General features: G+C 41.9%; 16 protein-coding genes. 8 read left to right on the forward strand and 8 right to left on the reverse strand.

The window, feature by feature from the left end; translation table 11 throughout:
* Nucleotides 1-19 precede the first annotated feature (19 nt).
* The 5 genes from F7D20_RS09495 to F7D20_RS09515 all read right to left on the reverse strand — a co-directional run bounded on the left by F7D20_RS09495 (nt 20) and on the right by F7D20_RS09515 (nt 7,519).
* Entirely contained in the window at nt 20-331 is a 312-nt protein-coding gene (locus tag F7D20_RS09495; RefSeq protein WP_158463835.1) for a helix-turn-helix domain-containing protein, read from the reverse strand.
* A 655-nt stretch (nt 332-986) separates the two neighbouring features.
* The gene (locus tag F7D20_RS09500; protein ID WP_158463836.1) at nt 987-3,041 is read right to left on the reverse strand and encodes an ATP-dependent DNA helicase; all 2,055 of its coding nucleotides are present in this window, start codon (nt 3,039-3,041) and stop codon (nt 987-989) included.
* Between the two features lie 127 nt (nt 3,042-3,168).
* Nucleotides 3,169-4,191: a hypothetical protein gene (locus tag F7D20_RS09505; RefSeq protein WP_158463837.1), complete on the reverse strand. Its 1,023-nt coding sequence runs from the start codon at nt 4,189-4,191 to the stop codon at nt 3,169-3,171.
* Nucleotides 4,192-4,193: 2 nt separating this feature from the next.
* On the reverse strand, nt 4,194-6,554 hold the full coding sequence (locus F7D20_RS09510) for an ATP-binding protein (RefSeq protein ID WP_158463838.1): 2,361 nt from the start codon (nt 6,552-6,554) through the stop codon (nt 4,194-4,196).
* A gap of 32 nt (nt 6,555-6,586) precedes the next feature.
* Entirely contained in the window at nt 6,587-7,519 is a 933-nt protein-coding gene (locus F7D20_RS09515; RefSeq protein WP_194253541.1) for a helix-turn-helix transcriptional regulator, read from the reverse strand.
* A gap of 304 nt (nt 7,520-7,823) precedes the next feature.
* On the opposite strand from F7D20_RS09515, the gene F7D20_RS09520 reads away from it, so the two are divergent.
* Nucleotides 7,824-9,131, forward strand: a complete 1,308-nt coding sequence (locus F7D20_RS09520) for a Fic family protein (RefSeq protein WP_158463840.1) — start codon at nt 7,824-7,826, stop codon at nt 9,129-9,131.
* A gap of 320 nt (nt 9,132-9,451) precedes the next feature.
* Here F7D20_RS09520 and F7D20_RS09525 read toward each other — a convergent pair whose 3' ends face one another.
* The 3 genes from F7D20_RS09525 to F7D20_RS09535 are packed head-to-tail and all read right to left on the reverse strand — an operon-like array spanning nt 9,452 to nt 12,930.
* On the reverse strand, nt 9,452-10,210 hold the full coding sequence (locus tag F7D20_RS09525) for a succinate dehydrogenase/fumarate reductase iron-sulfur subunit (RefSeq protein ID WP_022120108.1): 759 nt from the start codon (nt 10,208-10,210) through the stop codon (nt 9,452-9,454).
* A 15-nt stretch (nt 10,211-10,225) separates the two neighbouring features.
* Entirely contained in the window at nt 10,226-12,208 is a 1,983-nt protein-coding gene (locus F7D20_RS09530) for a fumarate reductase/succinate dehydrogenase flavoprotein subunit (RefSeq protein ID WP_158463841.1), read from the reverse strand.
* Between the two features lie 32 nt (nt 12,209-12,240).
* Nucleotides 12,241-12,930 carry a fumarate reductase transmemBrane cytochrome b subunit gene (locus tag F7D20_RS09535; protein ID WP_022253262.1) on the reverse strand — a complete coding sequence of 230 codons (690 nt, stop codon included), beginning with the start codon at nt 12,928-12,930 and terminating at the stop codon, nt 12,241-12,243.
* A 224-nt stretch (nt 12,931-13,154) separates the two neighbouring features.
* On the opposite strand from F7D20_RS09535, the gene mnmG reads away from it, so the two are divergent.
* From mnmG to deoC, 7 genes are all read left to right on the forward strand, one after another.
* On the forward strand, nt 13,155-15,026 hold the full coding sequence (mnmG, locus tag F7D20_RS09540) for a tRNA uridine-5-carboxymethylaminomethyl(34) synthesis enzyme MnmG (protein WP_158463842.1): 1,872 nt from the start codon (nt 13,155-13,157) through the stop codon (nt 15,024-15,026).
* A gap of 228 nt (nt 15,027-15,254) precedes the next feature.
* A complete protein-coding gene (locus F7D20_RS09545; RefSeq protein WP_158463843.1) occupies nt 15,255-15,785 on the forward strand; it encodes an adenine phosphoribosyltransferase in 531 nt (176 codons plus the stop codon).
* A gap of 63 nt (nt 15,786-15,848) precedes the next feature.
* Nucleotides 15,849-17,690 (forward strand): excinuclease ABC subunit UvrC, encoded by a 1,842-nt coding sequence (gene uvrC / locus F7D20_RS09550; protein ID WP_158463844.1) that lies wholly within the window; start codon nt 15,849-15,851, stop codon nt 17,688-17,690.
* A gap of 51 nt (nt 17,691-17,741) precedes the next feature.
* Nucleotides 17,742-18,194, forward strand: coding sequence for a D-aminoacyl-tRNA deacylase (gene dtd, locus F7D20_RS09555; RefSeq protein WP_158463845.1), 453 nt, complete (start codon nt 17,742-17,744; stop codon nt 18,192-18,194).
* A 29-nt stretch (nt 18,195-18,223) separates the two neighbouring features.
* Complete coding sequence (locus tag F7D20_RS09560; protein ID WP_158463846.1) at nt 18,224-18,484, forward strand: hypothetical protein; 261 nt, start codon at nt 18,224-18,226, stop codon at nt 18,482-18,484.
* Nucleotides 18,481-18,828 carry a nucleotide pyrophosphohydrolase gene (locus tag F7D20_RS09565; protein WP_158463847.1) on the forward strand — a complete coding sequence of 116 codons (348 nt, stop codon included), beginning with the start codon at nt 18,481-18,483 and terminating at the stop codon, nt 18,826-18,828. Before F7D20_RS09560 ends, F7D20_RS09565 begins: the two co-directional genes overlap by 4 nt.
* A 79-nt stretch (nt 18,829-18,907) precedes the next feature.
* Entirely contained in the window at nt 18,908-19,792 is an 885-nt protein-coding gene (deoC, locus tag F7D20_RS09570; protein WP_158463906.1) for a deoxyribose-phosphate aldolase, read from the forward strand.
* Nucleotides 19,793-19,917: the final 125 nt, after the last annotated feature.

Genomic DNA, 19,917 nt, shown 5'->3' on the forward strand with positions numbered 1-19,917 from the left:
CTTGACTATGGCGATGCATTTATCCGACTACCAGCGAGAATTGCAGCCCTAAAGCATTTGCTATTCTCAAGAAAGTGGAGAGTTGCATATCTGTTTGACCCTTTTCCAGAGCAGAGACATACTCTCTCTTCTTGCCGATTTTCTCAGCAAGAGCCTTCTGCGTCATCTTCTGTTTCTTACGCTCGTCTTTTAACAACTCTGCATAATACCAAGCCTTGGCCCTGGCATCAAAATCTTTACGAGCCTCGCTATTAGGCTCGCCATATTTTTCTTGCAAAACATCATCAAATGTTCTCAACTTAGACAGTTTTTCTTCATTAAACTTCAACATAAGCCCTGCCGTATATTTTCTTCTTCCATGCTGCAAAAATAAGAAAAATATTAGTTACTTCCAAATGTTTAGGAAGAAATTTATTACTTTTCCGTTTTTCTTTCGAAAAGGGTATTACACTATTAGTTATAAGGTCGCGAATTGCGACCTTAATCCATCAAGTTGATTCTGGAGGAACAAAGCGAGAAGTATCCTGCTATCGACATTTTGCTTTTTTGAAATAGAATTAGCACAAAACCCTTCACCCTTCATCTATCGTTTGGAATCCCCAGGGTTTATCGGGGTTTCAAGCATTGAAGGGGGCTAAATAACCCTTCATCACCCTTCATATGGTCATAATAGACGCCCCGAACCGGTCATAATAGAAGCCTCGGACTGGTCATAATAGAAGGCAAATAATGGCCTTAAATAGAAGCATGGGCAAACTCTGTCTATCAGTCGAAATCTGAAAATGGCAAATAGATGAAGGGTGAAGGGTTTTTGCGTAATCCATTTTTATAAATACTGATGCTATTTTTATAAATACTGGTGCTATAAAAATGCCTACTTATGGCACAAAAGTGCCCTCTCAGGAGCAATGATACAGAAGGGGAAGAATTTTCCTTCGTTCAAAGTCGCATAATGCGACTTCCAAACACGAATGGCTATTTTCAAGTCATTGCTCTAATTTTACAAGAGCACGGCGAAGCTTTCGGAAGCAACTCTCATCCTTACATTTAGAGAATATCTTCAAGAACTCGTTATGAGAAATCCGTTTGTCATTAAATGCTTCGAGCAATTCAGTATGCTTTTCATTTTTTTCAAAATCAAGCTCAATGTCCAAAGCATGAATTTCTTTTCTCATCATTATGTAAGCATACGGATACTCAGGACAAAGCGAAAGGAGCTCTTTACAAAATGGAGCCACCTTGTTGCCAACATGCTCATTGACTTTTGCCTCAAAAAGAAGCAACTTCTTGTCGATAGCTTTCTTTTCTTCACTTTCTTGAGATATACTAACGATTTGGAATGTTGTATCGTATGCCTCATCAAATCTCTTGAGTTCATAAAGAGCACGTCCCTTGACAAACATAGCTTCAAGACACTGTTTTCTTCCAAGAACCATATCCGCATAGCCTATTGCTTCTTCGTAACGTTTGCCATAAAGACAGATAACTGCATTGAGAAAGTTAGCTGTCATACTGCAATCTTTCAAGAGCTCGATCTTTTTAGTCCTCCCCAAAAGGCATTTGTCATCCAACATAATATCAAACATCCTTTTTGCCATAAGTGCAGCGTTACGATAATCATTCTTGCGAATCTTACTCAATACCAACCGCAAGCAAGTTTTAGAAGCCATATCATAATCTTTCGCATTGAGATATTGATAAATGGCTTTTCCTGCTTCTATTTCATCATCTATCATGTCAACATCATTAAAAGAATTGGCAAAAGCTCTCACTTCTTGATTTTGAGAAACATGATATGGACAAATCGGGTTGCTGAGAGTCAAACCATCCAAGGAACGCAAACGACTGATGGCTACATATGCCTGCCCAGGAAGAAAGGTTCCATGGGATAAGTCGAAGTGCATTTTGTCGAAGGTCATTCCTTGCGACCGATGGATCGTAATAGCCCAAGCCAATTTAAGAGGAAATTGGGTAAACGTTCCTACGACTTTGGTTTCCATCTGATGAGTAGTACGATTATATTTGCTTTTGACGTTATCCCAGCTAACCTTATTAACGTCTATAACTCGACCACTCTCTAATGTGACCAGAATCTTGTCATCATTGAGTTCTGAAACCTTACCGATGGTTCCATTCATATAGCCACACCCTACATTGTTGCGACAGAATATAACTTGCGCACCCACTTTCAATCTAAGGATCTCCGGTACAGGTGCATCTTGCTTCTTAAATTCATCTTGAATTTTAGCCTGATAGGAGAACACCTCTGCCTGAATGGATTCCAGTTTTTGTTCATTTATCTTTTCTGCCATTTTATTGAAAGCAGTCAAGGTTATGGAGAAGTCTTGACTATCATATTCCTTGCCGACATGTTGGTTCAGTAGTTCCAAGTCTTCAGATTTCACCTCACCAATACGCAACTTGTCCAAAATATCAAGAAACTTCTCATCTTTTTGACGATAAACCTTTTGAAACTCAATCTTAGGCAGATTCATTCTCTTCAAAACAAATGCTTTATAGAAGAAAGGAGTCCCTGCTCCGTAAAGATCATGGAGCATTTCTGCATCTGCACTATTTTCCTTCAAGATAGGAGGCAACTGAAATAAATCACCTACAAAGACAACTTGTTTGCCACCAAAAGGCATATTGGTTTTAAACACCAAACGAAGACATCTATCCATGCCATCCACCATGTCGCTCCTTACCATGGAAACCTCATCCACGATAATCGTATCTATTTCTTCGAGAATGCATTTATTCTCATAAGAGAGCACCATCTTGGTATGTGGACCTATAGCTTGCATAGGAAAGCCAAAGAAAGAATGCATAGTTTGTCCACCGACAGCAATTGCAGCAATACCTGTTGGAGCCAAGACTAAGAATTTCTTGTCTATTTCTTCCAAGATACGCTTGATGAATGTAGTTTTTCCTGTCCCCGCTTTTCCTGTGATGAAAAGACTGGTGTTGGTGTTTGCTACAAGTTCAAATGCTTTCTGCTGTTCTGCATTCTGCAAGTCGAGGTTTGAATTGTTCTTTCTCATATCGTCGTTCTTTTGTTTCTCGAAGCAAAATTACGACGTTGCTGTGTGGTCTTTCTTCACAACAAAAATAATTTAGGGCAATATGATGAAATCTGTCATATCGCCCTAAATTTATAGTAATTAGCATTTATATCTTATACCATTCCGAACGATTTCTTTCTTTATCAGGATGCTCACGAATGTAGCTACGATAGAATAGAATTAAATCGCATAGCTGAAGAGTAAAACTTTTTAGCAAGAAGGTAGATGATTGCACTCGTTCCATATATTCTTTCTTGCTAATATCTGATTCTGTTCCATTCTCTGAATGACAGAAAGGAGGTACGATATTGACTATCGCTTTTATAGTCTTTGTCATTGCTACTGGGAGAATGCGCTTTTTACTTTCATATACGACAATGTCTTTAGAATTTGTTGCTTTCATTCCACTAAGGATGCAACTAGACCAAGCAAAATTAACTTGTTTACCCCAATCTGGTAATAAGCCATGAGCGGACATAGAACGGAAAATATATTCAAGTACTTCACGAGCTTTCTCGAACTTGTCATTATAATCCTTTGATTCTATAGTGTCAGGAAAATGAATTGGGACAAGCAAATCTTCAAGGGCATTATAACCGATATCATCAATATCACATTCTTCAATTGCATCAAATACCTCTTTATACATTTGTTGTATTTGGATTCGAGGGGATTTTCTTGCATGAATTTTGATACGTCGATACAACATTTCGTTATCAACATTCTTAGAATAGTATTCTTTGTGAGTACTATTCGTCCAATCAGCATCCCATTTCATACGATCATCGTTAATGGAGTCAGATATCTCTTCTGCATCACCGCCAGTCAAGACATACCATGGAATAACACGCCCTCTCTTTTCACAAATGAGGGCGATGTCATTCAACGCTCTGCCAAGAAATCTTACGGCATTGTCCTCGCTGTCACGATGGTATTTGCATTTTGCATCAAGAATAATAGCAGACCAACGATCAAAGTCATTTTCTAATGCAACTTTTGCCTCATCCCAACAAGGATAAGCCACCAATTGTAAATCGAAGTTCTCTGCCTTTAATGGGTACTGCTCTATGACCACAGGGTCGTCTTCAACCCAAAGAACTTGCTTTAATTCTAAATCGTAATCTTTCATATCTAAAGAGTTTTAAGAGTATTTGTACGATTAAAAGTAAGTATATACTTTACTTTAAACTCGTCTTCTGGAGAAGATACTATTTCTACCTTTCCATCATATTTACGCATGATGCCATCAATTTCGTTACACCCGATACCATGATGCCCATTAGTATCAAGAGAGGTGGAAACTCCATATTCCAACAGCGATGAGGTGCTACGATCAGAAGGAATTGGAGCTCCATTGTTCTCAACGCATATTTTTAAATCAAATCCATCAGTTTCCCAAGAGAAACGTAGTTGGTAGTCATTTATGGATTCGTCTATAAATCCATGAGATATGGCGTTTGAAACGATATTGTCAAGAATCTGTTTGAGTGCATCTTTAGGGAACATTATCAAATGGATAGGCTCTCCCTTATGCAATATGATTTCTCCAGACAGGTCCTTTATGTCTTTATCTGCCAAGTTATGTCCTTTCGTCCACGAAACAACAGGCTTGAAGTTTACCCAACCATTTTCATGCTTTTGGATATAGCTTTCGACGAACTCTTCAGGATTAATCCATTCAGGCTTGGTAAAAGTGTATTCCACATCTGCAATATGGTCCAACTTTACCAACAAATCCTTAGTTGCCATAGAAAGATATTCAAAAGCATCCTTGACGGTTGTTTGTTTGATGCGTGAAATACGCTCATTGTCTGAAATCGTTCCATTTTGTCTTTCTCTGTAAGCATTCAAAGCGTAGAAAGTAGCTTCTATGGCCGAAGCAGACTGTGTCAAAGCGTGTTTGCGCATACGAACAGCCTTGATGTAGCTCTTATGCTCTTGCTCCAACTCCTTACGTGATGACTCAAAAGCATTGTAGTTGGCTTCCGACAAGAATGTAGCTCGTTCCAAATCAGAATGATTTGGAACAATAATCTTGTCCATAATCAACGGAAAGACTTGTGCGTCAACTTCTCCCTCGCAGATGGACATGATTTGGTTTCTAACCTCTGGGGTAAGCAACAATGCTACCATATATCGCACGTCAATGCCTTCCTTAGGAATAAGACATACCAGTTCGCGGTATGCAACAATACCATTAGCTGGTAATTCTTTGATGTAGCCTGCACCTAACTTATTTTTATTGCTATAGCAAAGAACACAAGACTGTGTAATCTTGCTAAGCAACCCTAAGTGATCTTCAAATATAGAATCGCTTACCAATTTTAGTTGTTCTTTACAGAGGTTTGCATTTTTGTACTCTGCTGAAAGGTTTGTAACAACAGAAATATTCCTTTCTTTATCAGAAAGAATCCATTCTGTACCATCTTTTTCATCGTTTAATAAGTCTAAGAATGACACTATTTCTGTAAGAGCTATTCCTTCCTTTGGCTTTGCCGTCAAATAATAGCTTGGCCAAAGTATTGTTGAATCAAGCCTATTAGCAGGCAATTGCATTTGTTCTCCTGTCACATCATTCTTGACGCAAACAACATCTTTAGTGGTTTTATTCGCACGAATGCAAATACGCTTTTGGGTCGTTCCAGTATTAAGGATAATATTAGATTTTTCAAAAGAAACAATAGTCTTGATATATTTCTTCTCTACAAGTATTTTTTCTAAGCTATCAATAGAGTCGCCAACAGCTTTCTTTTTATCCATGAATAATAACAATTCACTGCATGATTGCATGTATTGAAATTGTTTTTCTCCAAAACTATTCGTGGAAATGATATCAGATGCTCCAACGATTGCGATATCGACATCAGACATATATTGGGAATTTTCAGTATCCTTAGAATAAGGGAGTATTTCTGATTTGATGCCAGCGGCAAATAGTCTGATTTGACCTAATGCCCACATCTCTTTTTCACCAGTAAGTTCCTCTACATAGCTGTATCCACTATATCCTTTAATTGTGCAGTCAGGAAATAGCATAGCGATATCACATAAACCTGCTCCGCCAATGAATATAGTCTTTACAGCTTCTACTTTCTTAAGTGTTCCAATGATTTCATAAACCTTTTGAGAAGGCCTACCAATCCAACAAGTGGTGTAATCATCAGCAAAGTTGTCGAAGATAAAGGTTGAAACTTTGGAGAAGTGATTAGCCAAATAATCCAATTCCTCCTCATTGAGCGCATTTGCATAAAAAGCGGTCGTATATTTAGATAATGCCTCCAAAATGTTCTGGTCTGCATTTTCGCCAGCGACTCTTTTATAAAGAGTAACAAGCAAGTGCGCTTCAGGATAAGTATCTATTGGATCCATAGGAGCAGGAAATTCTCCTATTTCAGGATCCCATGCTAACTCCTTTGGGCAATTCTCCTTTACGAAGTTACGATACTTGGCAACAAGTGCCTCTACTGTGAAGTTGTTGTTTGCTGTCTGCATATTCTTTTGCGTTTTGTTTTACGACTGCAAAATTACAGGGATGTTGTGCAGTCTTTCTTCACACCAAAATATTTTTGATACATTTTTGCGATTATCTCCTTAATTTCTTCTCGAAGTGACTCTGGAGAGAGTATTTCCACATCGTCACGGAACCAAATTAACTCAGAAACCAACTCCTTATTGGGAATGAGGTCTAGAGAGATAATTCCCTCTGCTGCGTCCTCGACTTTCTGAGTGTGGTGAATTGGTTTGGAAATCACATACGGCAAGCGTTGTGGAGAGAATTTCAATCGTATATGTTCTACTTCCTTATCCTTCTCTATGGATATACCGAGGATGTCACGGAAGTAAGCATCAAAATTAAAGTCTAAATTCCGTTTGAAAGTAACCTCTGAATATGTAACATTCTCGATTCTGTCTAATGGGATAATAGATAAATCATCAAATTCTGGATTATACCCCAAAAGATACCACCGATTATTATATTGTTTCAAGTAATATGGATGGATTGTCCATTGGATGACTTCCTTACCAAAAGGATGGTAGTCTATAACGACTGACTGATGTTTGATGATACAATTCGTTAGGTTTGAAAGGTGTCGAAGTCCTGCCATATCTCGATTCTGTTCAAAGCCAATGAAGTTTGCCTCTGTACCTCTCAATCCAAAGCGATAACGAAGATTGGTTAGCAACCCTTCTACCCAGTCATACATAGGCAAGCCTTGCAGACGTGAAAGTGAAGTGATAAGCGTCTCAAGCTGCTCTAATTCGGTTTCTGTGATAGGAGTTTCTGTAATGGAAAAATCATATTTATAACGTAGATACTTACGTTTACCGTCTTGATATGATTCTATCGGTGCCTCCCAGCCTTCGGAACTTTTCATGAATTTGATATCATCGTATATCTGCTTCTTTGACACAGGCTTATTGCCTGCATCTGTTAGTTGCTCATTGACTTTCTCCATAAGATTTTCAATGAAATACTTATGGTATTTATCACTGAAACATTTGTCCAACACCTTATATCTTACAAAAGCATTCTTGTTTATAGGCATGTCTATACTTTTACCACAAAATTATTCCCTCAAAAAAGAGGCTTCGGTTGCAAAGATAATGAAAATAATGATTACTTACATGTTTTCCGTGGATTTTTTTCATGACGTATAAAAAAACGACTGTTAATTTATCCTATAAAACCCTCCAATTCTTTCCAATGTTTGCAAAATTGGAAAGAATTGATTAAATTTGCGGACATAAATATCTAATTATATGGCAATAGAAAGACCTCCTAAAATAAGTCAAGAAGAACTGATGAAAGCTATGATGCTTACACCAGACGAACCTATCGCAGCTCTGGTTGAGCATATCGATGAAACTTTCGAGTATTGGGACACTACTAAATACAAGAAGTGCCCTAAGGGCTGTTCTGCACTTCAACTTTGGACATACGTAAAAGCAACTCGCCTAAAAAGTACGATACAAGTTTGGAAGAAATATGGCATCACTTTAACTTTAACCAACACAATGCAGCGTATGTGCCATGAGTTTGACATGAATTGGGGCGGGACATGGGGAGCTAGCTCTATCATCGAAGAAAAAAACAAAGAACAATATCTCGTAGGCTCGCTCATGGAAGAAGCCATATACTCCAGCCAAATGGAAGGAGCTGCAACCACAAGAAAGGTAGCCAAGGAGATGCTTAAAAAGAAAATGACACCTAAGGATAAGTCACAGCAGATGATTTCGAACAATTATCAGACCATCCAATTTATCGTGCAACATAAGGACACTCCTTTGTCACCCGAGCTACTTTTGCAGATACACCAGCTAATGACAGACAACACATTACCCAATGCAAAAGAAGCTGGACAATTTAGAACAAGCAATGATGTCGTCGTGGAAAATGGCATTACACATGAGACCGTACACACTCCTCCAAGCTATGAGGAAATCCCCACATTTGTCAACGACTTGTGCCATTTTTTCAATGAGGAACATGCTCCCCAGTTCATCCATCCTATTATTAGGGGTATCATCATCCATTTTATGGTTGCATACGTTCATCCCTTTTCAGACGGGAATGGACGCACTGCTAGAGCTTTATTCTATTGGTACATGCTGAAACAGGGGTATTGGCTCACTGAATACCTATCCATCTCAAGAGTCATTGCAAAATCCAAGAAAGCATATGAGAAAGCATACTTATATGCAGAGGCTGACAATATGGACATTGGTTACTTCGTAGCTTACAACATGAGAGTTTTGGAATTATCCTTCAAACAATTGCAGGAATACATCAAGCGCAAGCAGAATGAGAAGAAAGCTGCCAATACTTTCCTAAAGTTAGGAGACATCAATACCCGACAAGCCCAAATTATCAAAATCTTTGCAGATGACCCTTCGACCGTAATTACCGTAAGTGATATGCAAGCAAGATTTCTGATAAGTCCCACAACTGCAAAGACTGACATCAAAGGCTTGGTAAACAAAGGATTCTTGACTGAAATTTCTTTCAATAAAGTAAAGAAAGGATATGTAAAGGGAGAGTTGTTCGACCAAATGATTTCTTCACTTTAATGCCCAATTCTTTCCAATGTTTGCAAAATTGGAAAGAATTGGAACTTTTCTTCCAACAAACATGGTTTATAATTGCCTTATTTAAGTAGGCTGTCTAACTAGATTAGTTCTACTAACAAATCGACACAAAATAGCGATTCCTCAACGAGTGCTATATTTGTGCTGTCCCCATGCGGTGGCAAGTCCTATATCGAACTCCATAAACAATTAGACCTCAGCACTTTACGCAAAGAGCATATAGTGTGAGGTCTAATATTTCATTTGATTTTCCTCTGATGGAAATCATCCGTCAGAGGAAAAAGAATCTCGATAAGAGAAGATTAGTCAGCCAACTTAGCCTTCAGGAACTCACGGTTCAAGCGGGCGATGTTAGCGATAGACTCGTTCTTAGGACAAACAGCCTCGCAAGCACGAGTGTTTGTACAGTTACCGAAGCCGAGCTCATCCATGCGTGCAATCATCTTCTTAGCACGGGCAGCAGCCTCTACACGACCCTGTGGGAGAAGTGCCAACTGGCTAACCTTTGAGCTGACGAAGAGCATGGCAGAACCATTCTTACAAGCAGCAACACAAGCACCGCAACCGATACATGTAGCGCAATCCATTGCCTCGTCTGCATTCTCCTTAGGAATCAGGATAGCATTGGCATCCTGAGCCTGTCCTGTACGGATGCTGGTGTAACCACCTGCCTGGATAATCTTGTCGAATGCTGAACGGTCTACCATACAGTCCTTGATGATAGGGAAACCTGCAGAACGCCAAGGCTCAACGGTGATCACGTCGCCATCGTTGAAACGACGCATGTAGAGCTGACAGGTTGTAGCACCACGCTCTGTCTTACCATGAGGTGTACCATTAATATAGAGAGAGCACATACCGCAGATACCCTCGCGGCAGTCGTGGTCGAAGACGAAAGGCTCCTGACCTGACTCGATGAGCTCCTCGTTCAAGATGTCGAGCATCTCGAGGAATGAAGTATCATCTGGGATGTTCTTCATCTCGTGTGTATCGAAGTGACCCTGTGCTGTAGGACCGTCCTGCTTCCAATACTTAACTGTGAAACTTATATTTCTTGCCATTGTCTTGTTCGCTTTTTAGTTCTTGTAATTTCTTGTCTGTACCTTAATTGCCTCATACTCGAGAGGTTCCTTGTTGAGTACTGGAGCAGTTGCATCGTTGCCCTGATACTCCCAGCAACCTACGTAGAAGAAGTTCTCGTCATCACGCTTAGCCTCGCCTTCCTCTGTCTGGTACTCCTCACGGAAGTGACCACCACAGCTCTCGTTGCGGTGCAATGCATCGTAAGCGATCAACTCGCCCATCAAGATGAAGTCACGCAAGTGGATAGCCTTATCCAACTCTACGTTCAAGCCTTCCTTCTTGCCAGGGATGAAGAGGTTCTTGTTGAATTCCTCGCGCAGAGCCTTCATCTTCTTCAAGCCTTCCTCAAGACCTTCCTTGGTACGACCCATACCTACGTGCTCCCAAAGGATGTGACCCAACTCCTTGTGGATAGAATCTACAGAGCGCTTGCCATGGATACCCATCAGGCGGTCGATTTCCTTCCGAACACCTGCCTCTGCCTCTGCGAACTCTGGAAGATCGGTAGAGAGCTTAGGCCACAAAGCCTGGTCGGCCAAGTAGTTCTGGATAGTATATGGCAATACGAAGTAACCGTCAGCCAAACCCTGCATCAAAGCAGATGCACCAAGACGGTTAGCACCGTGGTCAGAGAAGTTACACTCACCAATAGCGAAGAGACCTGGGATAGTGGTCATCAACTCGTAGTCAACCCAGATACCACCCATTGTATAGTGGATAGCAGGGAAGATCATCATTGGGTTGTAGTACTTCACGCCGTTGATCTCGTTAGCCAACTCACCTGGGTTAACGTCGGTAATCTCCTCATACATATCGAAGAGGTTGCCATAACGCTGCAGGATAACGTCGATACCGAGACGGTTGATAGACTCAGAGAAGTCGAGGAATACGGCAAGACCTGTGTTGTTGACACCGAAGCCCTTGTCGCAACGCTCCTTCGCAGCACGAGAAGCCACGTCACGAGGAACCAAGTTACCGAATGCTGGGTAACGGCGCTCCAAGTAGTAGTCGCGGTCTTCCTCAGGAATATCAGAACCCTTCTTTGTACCAGCCTGCAATGCCTTGGCATCCTCAAGCTTCTTAGGAACCCAGATACGACCATCGTTACGGAGTGACTCTGACATCAAAGTCAACTTACTCTGGTTTGTACCATGAACAGGGATACATGTTGGGTGAATCTGAACGTAAGATGGGTTAGCGAAGTCAGCACCCTTGCGGTAGCACTGGATAGCTGCTGTACAGTTACAACCCATAGCGTTGGTAGAGAGGAAGTAAGCGTTGCCATAACCACCGGTAGCGATAACTACAGCATTGGCAGAGAAACGCTCCAACTCACCTGTAATCAAATTCTTGGCGATGATACCACGTGCGTGACCGTCAACGATCACAACATCCTCCATCTCGTAACGGGTGAAGAGCTTAACCTTACCTGCCTCAACCATGCGGCTCAAAGAAGAGTAAGCACCGAGGAGGAGCTGCTGACCTGTCTGACCCTTAGCATAGAATGTACGAGATACCTGAGCACCACCGAAAGAACGGTTAGCCAACATACCACCGTACTCACGAGCGAAAGGAACGCCCTGAGCTACACACTGGTCGATGATGTCGTTGCTCACCTCAGCCAAACGGTAAACGTTAGCCTCACGGGCACGGTAGTCACCACCCTTTACTGTATCGTAGAACAAACGGTAAACAGAGTCGCCGTCATTCTGATAATTCTTAGCTGCATTGATACCACCCTGTGCCGCAATAGAGTGAGCACGACGAGGAGAGTCCTGGATGCAGAAGTTAAGGATATTGAAGCCCATCTCGCCGAGAGAAGCAGCAGCAGAAGCACCTGCCAAACCTGTACCTACAACGATGATGTCGAGCTTTAACTTATTCTTTGGGTTAACCAAACGCTGATGAGCCTTATAGTTGGTCCATTTCTCAGCTACTGGTCCTTCTGGTATTCTTGAATTTAATGTCTTAGCCATAATCTTTTTATATACTTAAATGATTACATGAATTAAGCTGCACAGCACAAAGATGGAGCGCAACCGAAAGCGAATGCCAATACAACTACGATGAAGAGGAGAAGCAAGATGGTAGAGTAAATCATACCGATCATCTTCCAACGGCAGAACCATGTCTTACCGCTCCAACCGAGTGTCTGAATGGCACTCCAGAAACCATGAGTGAGGTGGAACCACAAAGCTACCAACCAGATGATGTAGAGAACTACGAATACTGGATTAGCGAAGGTGTCCTGAATGAAAGCGAAACCATCTGCTGGTTCGTGACCACCAAAGCTTGTACCCAAGAGTTCTGCAAACATCATGTTGTACCAGAAGTTGAAAAGGTGAAGCAAAAGACCGAGAACGATGATGATACCGAGTACCAACATGTTCTGACTTGCCCACTCTACCTTCTCTGGCTTTGCTGTTACCTCGTAACGCTGGTTACCACGAGCACGACGGTTCTGTGCTGTCAGGATGAAAGCGTAAACGATGTGACAAACTGCCAAAGCTGCCAAACCTAAGGTTGCAACTACGGCGTACCAATTTGCACCCAAAGCTCCACAAATCATGTCATAAGCCTTTCCTGAGAAAAGCGCAACCACATTCATGCAACCATGGAATGTCAAGAATAGAATAAGTGCAATACCAGTTACTGACATCACTACCTTTCTACCAATAGATGAATTGATTAACCACATAAATGATTGATTTTTAAATATTTAACTGTTTGAAACTAATTTATATTCTTCTTTAAATATCACCGTACAAGATGTTTGCTTGCACCGCCCAAAATACCTATTTTTAGGTACATGGCCGCAAGTTTGCTGCAAAATTACTATAAATTCATGATTTATCAAAGTGTTTTTGCTAAAAATTCAATTAAAATTCTTACTTTTGCCGAAAATTAGAAATAGTATAGATTATGAATTTCAAGTACGACGTCCTCGTTATAGGCGGAGGCCATGCCGGAAGTGAAGCCGCTGCAGCTGCTGCGAACATGGGAGCCAAGACATGCCTCATCACAATGGACATGAACAAGATTGGACAGATGAGCTGCAACCCTGCCGTGGGCGGAATCGCCAAAGGACAAATTGTAAGAGAGATTGATGCATTAGGCGGACAGATGGGTATAGTCACCGACAAGACCGCCATCCAGTTCCGTATGTTAAATATAGGTAAAGGACCTGCCGTATGGAGCCCTCGAGCTCAATGCGACAGAGGAAAGTTCATATGGGAATGGAGAACCATTCTCGACCATACCGACAATCTGGACATCTGGCAAGATCAGGCTGAAGAACTGTTAGTGGAAAACGGAGAAGCTGTTGGAGTACGCACCATTTGGGGCGCTGAGTTCTTCGCTAAAAGCATTATCATTACTGCAGGAACTTTCCTCAACGGACTGATGCATGTAGGAAGAAAAATGGTAGAAGGCGGCAGATGCGCCGAACCTGCAGTACATCACTTCACAGAAAGCATCACACGATGGGGAATCACAACCGCAAGAATGAAAACTGGAACTCCTGTTCGCATCGACAAGCGAAGCGTGCATTTCGAAGATATGGAAATTCAGCCTGGCGACAGCGACTTTCATCAATTCTCGTATATGGGCGAACACAGAGTGCTGAAACAGTTGCCTTGCTGGACTTGCTATACTAATAATAAAGTACACGAGACACTAAAAAGCGGACTTGCCGACTCTCCTCTTTACAACGGACAGATTCAAAGCACAGGTCCTCGCTATTGTCCAAGTATAGAAACCAAACTCGTCACGTTCCCCGACAAAGATCAGCATCCGCTCTTCCTGGAACCAGAAGGAGAAGACACCAACGAGATGTACCTGAACGGATTTTCTTCCAGTATGCCTATGGACATACAGCTCAAAGCTCTTCACGAGATACCTGCGCTGAAGGATGCGAAAATCTATCGCCCCGGTTACGCCATAGAGTACGACTACTTCGACCCCACTCAACTAAAACACTCATTGGAGTCTAAAATCATCAAGGGCTTGTTCTTCGCCGGACAGGTGAACGGAACAACAGGATACGAAGAAGCTGGCGGACAAGGAACCGTTGCAGGAATCAACGCCGCACTTTATTGCACTGGCAACAAGACTTTCGAAATGCAAAGAGACGAATCTTACATCGGTGTGCTCATCGACGACTTGACAACAAAGGGAGTGGACGAACCTTACCGTATGTTTACCTCTCGTGCCGAATATCGCATTCTTCTCAGACAGGACGATGCTGATGCCCGACTCACAGAAAAAGCATACGACTTGGGAATTGCCAAAAGAGACAGATTTGAATGGTGGATGCAAAAGAAAGAGCAAATCGATAGAATCATCGAATTCTGCGCCAACTACCCGATCAAGAAAGAATTGGTCAATTCCAAACTGGAAGCTTTAGGCACTACTCCACTCAGAGCTGGCTGCAAACTGATAGACCTGGTGGCACGGCCTCATCTGAATTTGCAAAACTTAGCGGAAATTATCCCTGATTTGAAGGAAGTGATAAATGCTCCCGCCAATCGCAAAGAAGAAATCACAGAGGCTGCAGAAATCAGAATGAAGTACAAAGGATACATCGACCGGGAAAGAATCATCGCCGACAAGATGCACAGACTCGAGAATATCAAAATTAAGGGAAGATTCAACTACGAAGAACTTCGCGAGATATCTACCGAAGGACGCCAGAAGCTCTCGAAGATAAACCCTGAAACTCTGGCACAAGCAAGCCGAATCCCAGGCGTTTCTCCAAGCGACATCAACGTCATGCTTGTACTGCTCGGCAGATAGGAACCACACCCAGTTCCTACCCTTGCGAAACTATGAAACAAGTAAATGTTTCACGTGAAACCACTATAAAGCTAAAATATTGATAATAATACATTTAACACCGGTTACATCAAGAAAAATAGAGTTAAAGCGTCACTTTAAGCATTAGCTAAAGTACATGCTGTACAGGGATAGAAACAAAGAGCAAAAACAACAAGAAAGAAGTAACAAATTAAACATATAAAAGAAATGAACAACAAGTTATTATTAGACAATCTGAGAAGCATTCCCGATTGGCCAATCAAGGGAGTAAACTTCCGCGATGTCACCACTCTTTTCAAGAGTCCGGAAGCCCTCAAAGAGATCAACGACGAAATGTATGAACTCTACAAAGACAAAGGCATCACAAAGATCGTAGGCATCGAATCTCGCGGTTTTGTCATGTCTTCTGCCTTAGCCATACGACTGGGAGCTGGAGTCGTACTTTGCAGAAAACCCGGAAAGCTCCCCTGCGAAACCGTACAGGAGAGTTATGCTAAAGAATATGGAATCGACACTATCGAAATCCACAAAGACGCCATCAATGAAAACGACGTTGTTCTGCTCCACGACGACTTGCTCGCAACTGGCGGAACCATGAAAGCTGCCTGCGACCTGGTCAAGAAATTCCATCCCAAGAAGGTTTATGCCAACTTCATCATCGAATTGGTAAACGAGAATTTCATAGGTAGAAAGGTCTTCGATAACGACGTAGAAGTATCTACCCTCTTACAATTATAAAACATAAGCCGCTATTGTTTCACGTGAAACCATAGCGGTTTTTTACCCTTAAATATAAAGGAAATGTCAAAACAAGACAACGAACAAAGATTAGCCAAGCTCAAAAATATAGTATTAAGTATGCCTGAAAAGCCAGGAAGTTACCAATACTACGACGAGAACCATACAATTATATATGTAGGAAAAGCTAAAAATCTGAAGCGAAGAGTATCTTCCTATTTCCATAAGGAAGTAGACAGATACAAAACCAAAGTGCTTGTTTCCAAAATTCACGACATTTCCTACACAGTGGTCAATACAGAAGAAGACGCACTACTGCTGGAAAACAGCCTGATCAAGAAATACAACCCCAAATACAACGTTTTGCTGAAAGACGGCAAGACTTACCCTTCTATTTGCGTAACCAACGAGCCTTTCCCGAGAATTTTCAAAACAAGAAACATCAACAAGCGCGTAGGAACATTCTACGGACCTTATCCTCACATAGGAAGCATGTATGCAGTACTTGAAATCATCAAAAAGCTCTACAAACCCCGCACTTGTCGCTTTCCTTTGACAAGAGAAGGTATCAGAGACGGAAAATACAAGCCTTGTCTCGACTATCACATACACAACTGCGGAGCGCCTTGCATCAACAAGCAAAGCTACGAAGAATATCAGGAAAACATGCGCCAGGCTCGTGAGATTCTGAAGGGAAACACACGGGAAGTAAGCAAATATCTCTACGATATGATGATGAAAAATGCCGAGATTCTTAAGTTCGAGGTGGCCGAAGAATACAAGAGAAAGTATATTTTGCTCGACGAATTTGAGGCAAAAAGCGAGGTTGTAAGCCACACCATTACCGATGTAGAAGTATTTACTATCGTGAACGACGACAGCAACAAGAACGCATTTATCAACTATATCCACGTCAAAAATGGCACCATCAACCAGAGCTTTACCTACGAATATAAACGCAAGTTGGAGGAAAGCAACGAAGAGCTTTTGATAACAGCCATACCTGAGATCAGAGAACGTTTCCACTCTGCTTCCAAAGAGATTATTGTGCCTTTCGAGATGGAATGGAAATTAAAAGACGCCACTTTCTTCGTACCACAAAGAGGCGACAAGAAACATCTTTTGGAATTGTCGGAAATGAACTGCAAACAGTACAAATTCGACCGTCTTAAGCAGGCAGAAAAACTCAATCCAGAACAAAAACAAACTCGACTGATGAAGGAATTGCAGTCCAAATTAAAGTTGCCAAAACTGCCTTATCAGATAGAATGCTTCGACAACTCCAACATCTCCGGCACAGATGCCGTGGCAGGCTGTATCGTATATAAAGGTATGAAGCCAAGCCGTAAAGACTATAGAAAATACAACATAAAAACCGTTGTAGGTCCCGACGATTATGCATCGATGCAGGAGGTGGTAAGGCGCAGATACAGCCGTATGATAGAAGAAGGCACACCGCTACCCGACCTTATTATTACCGATGGTGGTAAAGGCCAGATGGAGGTTGTAAGAGCCGTAATAGAAGACGAGCTCAGGCTTCATATAAGCATAGCTGGACTCGCAAAAGACGACCGACACCGCACCAACGAGCTACTCTTCGGCTTTCCTCCTCAAACGGTTGCCATACCGACTGAAAGTGAGCTGTTCAAAGTCCTCACACAGATTCAGGACGAAGTACACCGATACGCCATCACATTCCACCGAGACAAGCGGTCCAAGCATGCTTTACACTCCGAACTCGACGATATTAAAGGCATCGGCCCTAAGGCAAAAGAGGCACTTCTGAGCCATTTTAAAAGCGTCAAAAAGATAAAAGAAGCAAGCCTGGAAGCCCTAACAGAGATTGTGGGCCAGCATAAGGCAAGCATATTAAGGGATTATTTTGAAAATAATCAGCCTAAATGATGGCAATTCGGCAAAAATAATGTATATTTGCAGAAGATATAATTAAGAAATATGAGAATTGTAATACAACGCGTCGCACACGCATCTGTCGCCATCGAGGGAGAAGTAAAATCTGCTATCCAGCAGGGCTATCTCATCCTTCTCGGCATAGAGGAAAGCGACACTTCTGAAGACATTGACTGGTTAGTAAGAAAAGTAATTGGACTCCGTGTTTTCGACGACGAGAACCATGTGATGAACCGCTCCATTATGGATATAAACGGCGAGATATTGGTCATCAGCCAGTTTACCCTATTCGCCAGCTACAAGAAAGGAAATCGCCCCAGCTGGCTAAGAGCTGCCAAACACGAGATAAGCGTTCCGCTCTATGAAGAGTTCTGCAAGAAGCTGTCTGAGGCACTCGGAAAGCCTGTAGGAACAGGAGAATTTGGAGCATACATGAAGGTAGATCTGCTGAATGATGGTCCAGTTACCATCATGATGGACACCCATAACAAGGAATAGACACAGACTATTCCACAGAACAAAAAAAAATGAAAAGAATAGTAAAGTATAAAGATTGGCTAACGACCATAGGATTGATTCTGTGGATCGCCTTTTCACAGAGGCTATTGGACAACGAATGGGCTGTATACGCAGGTCAAACACTCATCATCATGGGTCTGAACCTGGATTTCTTATATGACAAAAGAGAGGATGGAAAGATCGGTATCTACAATACCATTGCCGTGTTATTTTTCACTGGATTATGGATAAGTTCGACCTATTTGATTATTAAAGATCATCTATTATGACTATAAAAGAAGCACAAGAGGCTGTAGACAAGTGGATTAAGCAATATGGAGTACGCTATTTCAGCGAACTAACCAATATGGCTTGCCTGACTGAAGAGGTGGGTGAACTGGCTCGTGTCATCGCCCGAACCTATGGCGACCAGAGCTTCAAAAAGGGAGAAAAGCCCAACCTTGGAGAAGAGATGGCCGACGTGCTTTGGGTACTTATCTGTCTGGCAAATCAAACGGGTGTAGACCTTACAGAAGAGCTCCAAAAGAGCTTCAACAAGAAGACCCAAAGAGATGCGGAAAGACATAAAAACAACCCTAAATTAAGCACAGAACAAGGAAAAGACAAACAATAAATAACAACAATAAAAAACATTAAGTATGAGCAGTATCAAGGAACAAGTTATTGCCCAGAAAAAAGGGCAGTACAGCGAGATGGACGACAAGTATTTGTCAGTTTTGAAACAGTATAACTGCGACCTCAACGACGAGGAAGTAGCAGCAGAAGTCAAGAAGATACTCGACGAGAAAGTGGCTGAGAACGAGACCATGGAGGTAAAGAAATTCCTCTTTGGAAGCATCGAGTTGACCTCTCTTCATACCGAAGATACAGAGGAAAGCATCCTGAAAATGATCGAAAAGGTAAATCAGTTTGCCAAGGATTATCCACAGCTTCCTCATGTAGCTACCGTATGCACCTACCCTAACTTTGCTGGACTGATCAGCCAGAGCTTGGAGGTTGATGGCGTGGAAATCGCCGTCGTAAGCGGCAATTTCCCTTCTTCACAGACATTTATAGAGGTAAAGATAGCCGAGACCGCCATGGCCATCAAAGACGGCGCTACAGAGGTGGATATCGTGATGCCTGTAGGCAAGTTCTTCAGCGAGGATTACGAGGGTCTTTGCGACGACATCCAGGAACTGAAGGAAACCTGTGGAGAGCACAAGATGAAATGTATCCTTGAGACAGGTTGCCTGAAGAACTGCAGCAACATCATGAAAGCCTCTATCTTAGCCATGTACTCTGGCTCCGACTACATCAAGACCTCTACAGGTAAGGAAAAGATTTCTGCCACTCCTGAGGCTGCTTACGTAATGTGTCAGGCCATCAAAGCATACTACGAAAAGACTGGCATTCAGATAGGTTTCAAGCCCGCAGGTGGCATTAATACCGTCCACGATGCAGTAGTTTACTACACCATCGTAAAGGAAGTCTTAGGCGAAAAATGGCTGACCAATCAGTGGTTGCGACTCGGTACATCACGCCTTACCAACCTCCTCTTGAGCGAAATTTTAGGCAAGGAAATAAAGTATTTCTAAGGCATAGGTGTCATTAGCATTACTTCATACGCATAAGAGCTTGGTTCCAATCATTGGGAATCAAGCTCTTATTATTTTTTCATAAACTGTATTAAATTGTATTTTCTATAAGGACAAAATGTCAT

It is taken from the genome of Segatella copri, assembly GCF_009495355.1.
Lineage (GTDB): Bacteria > Bacteroidota > Bacteroidia > Bacteroidales > Bacteroidaceae > Prevotella.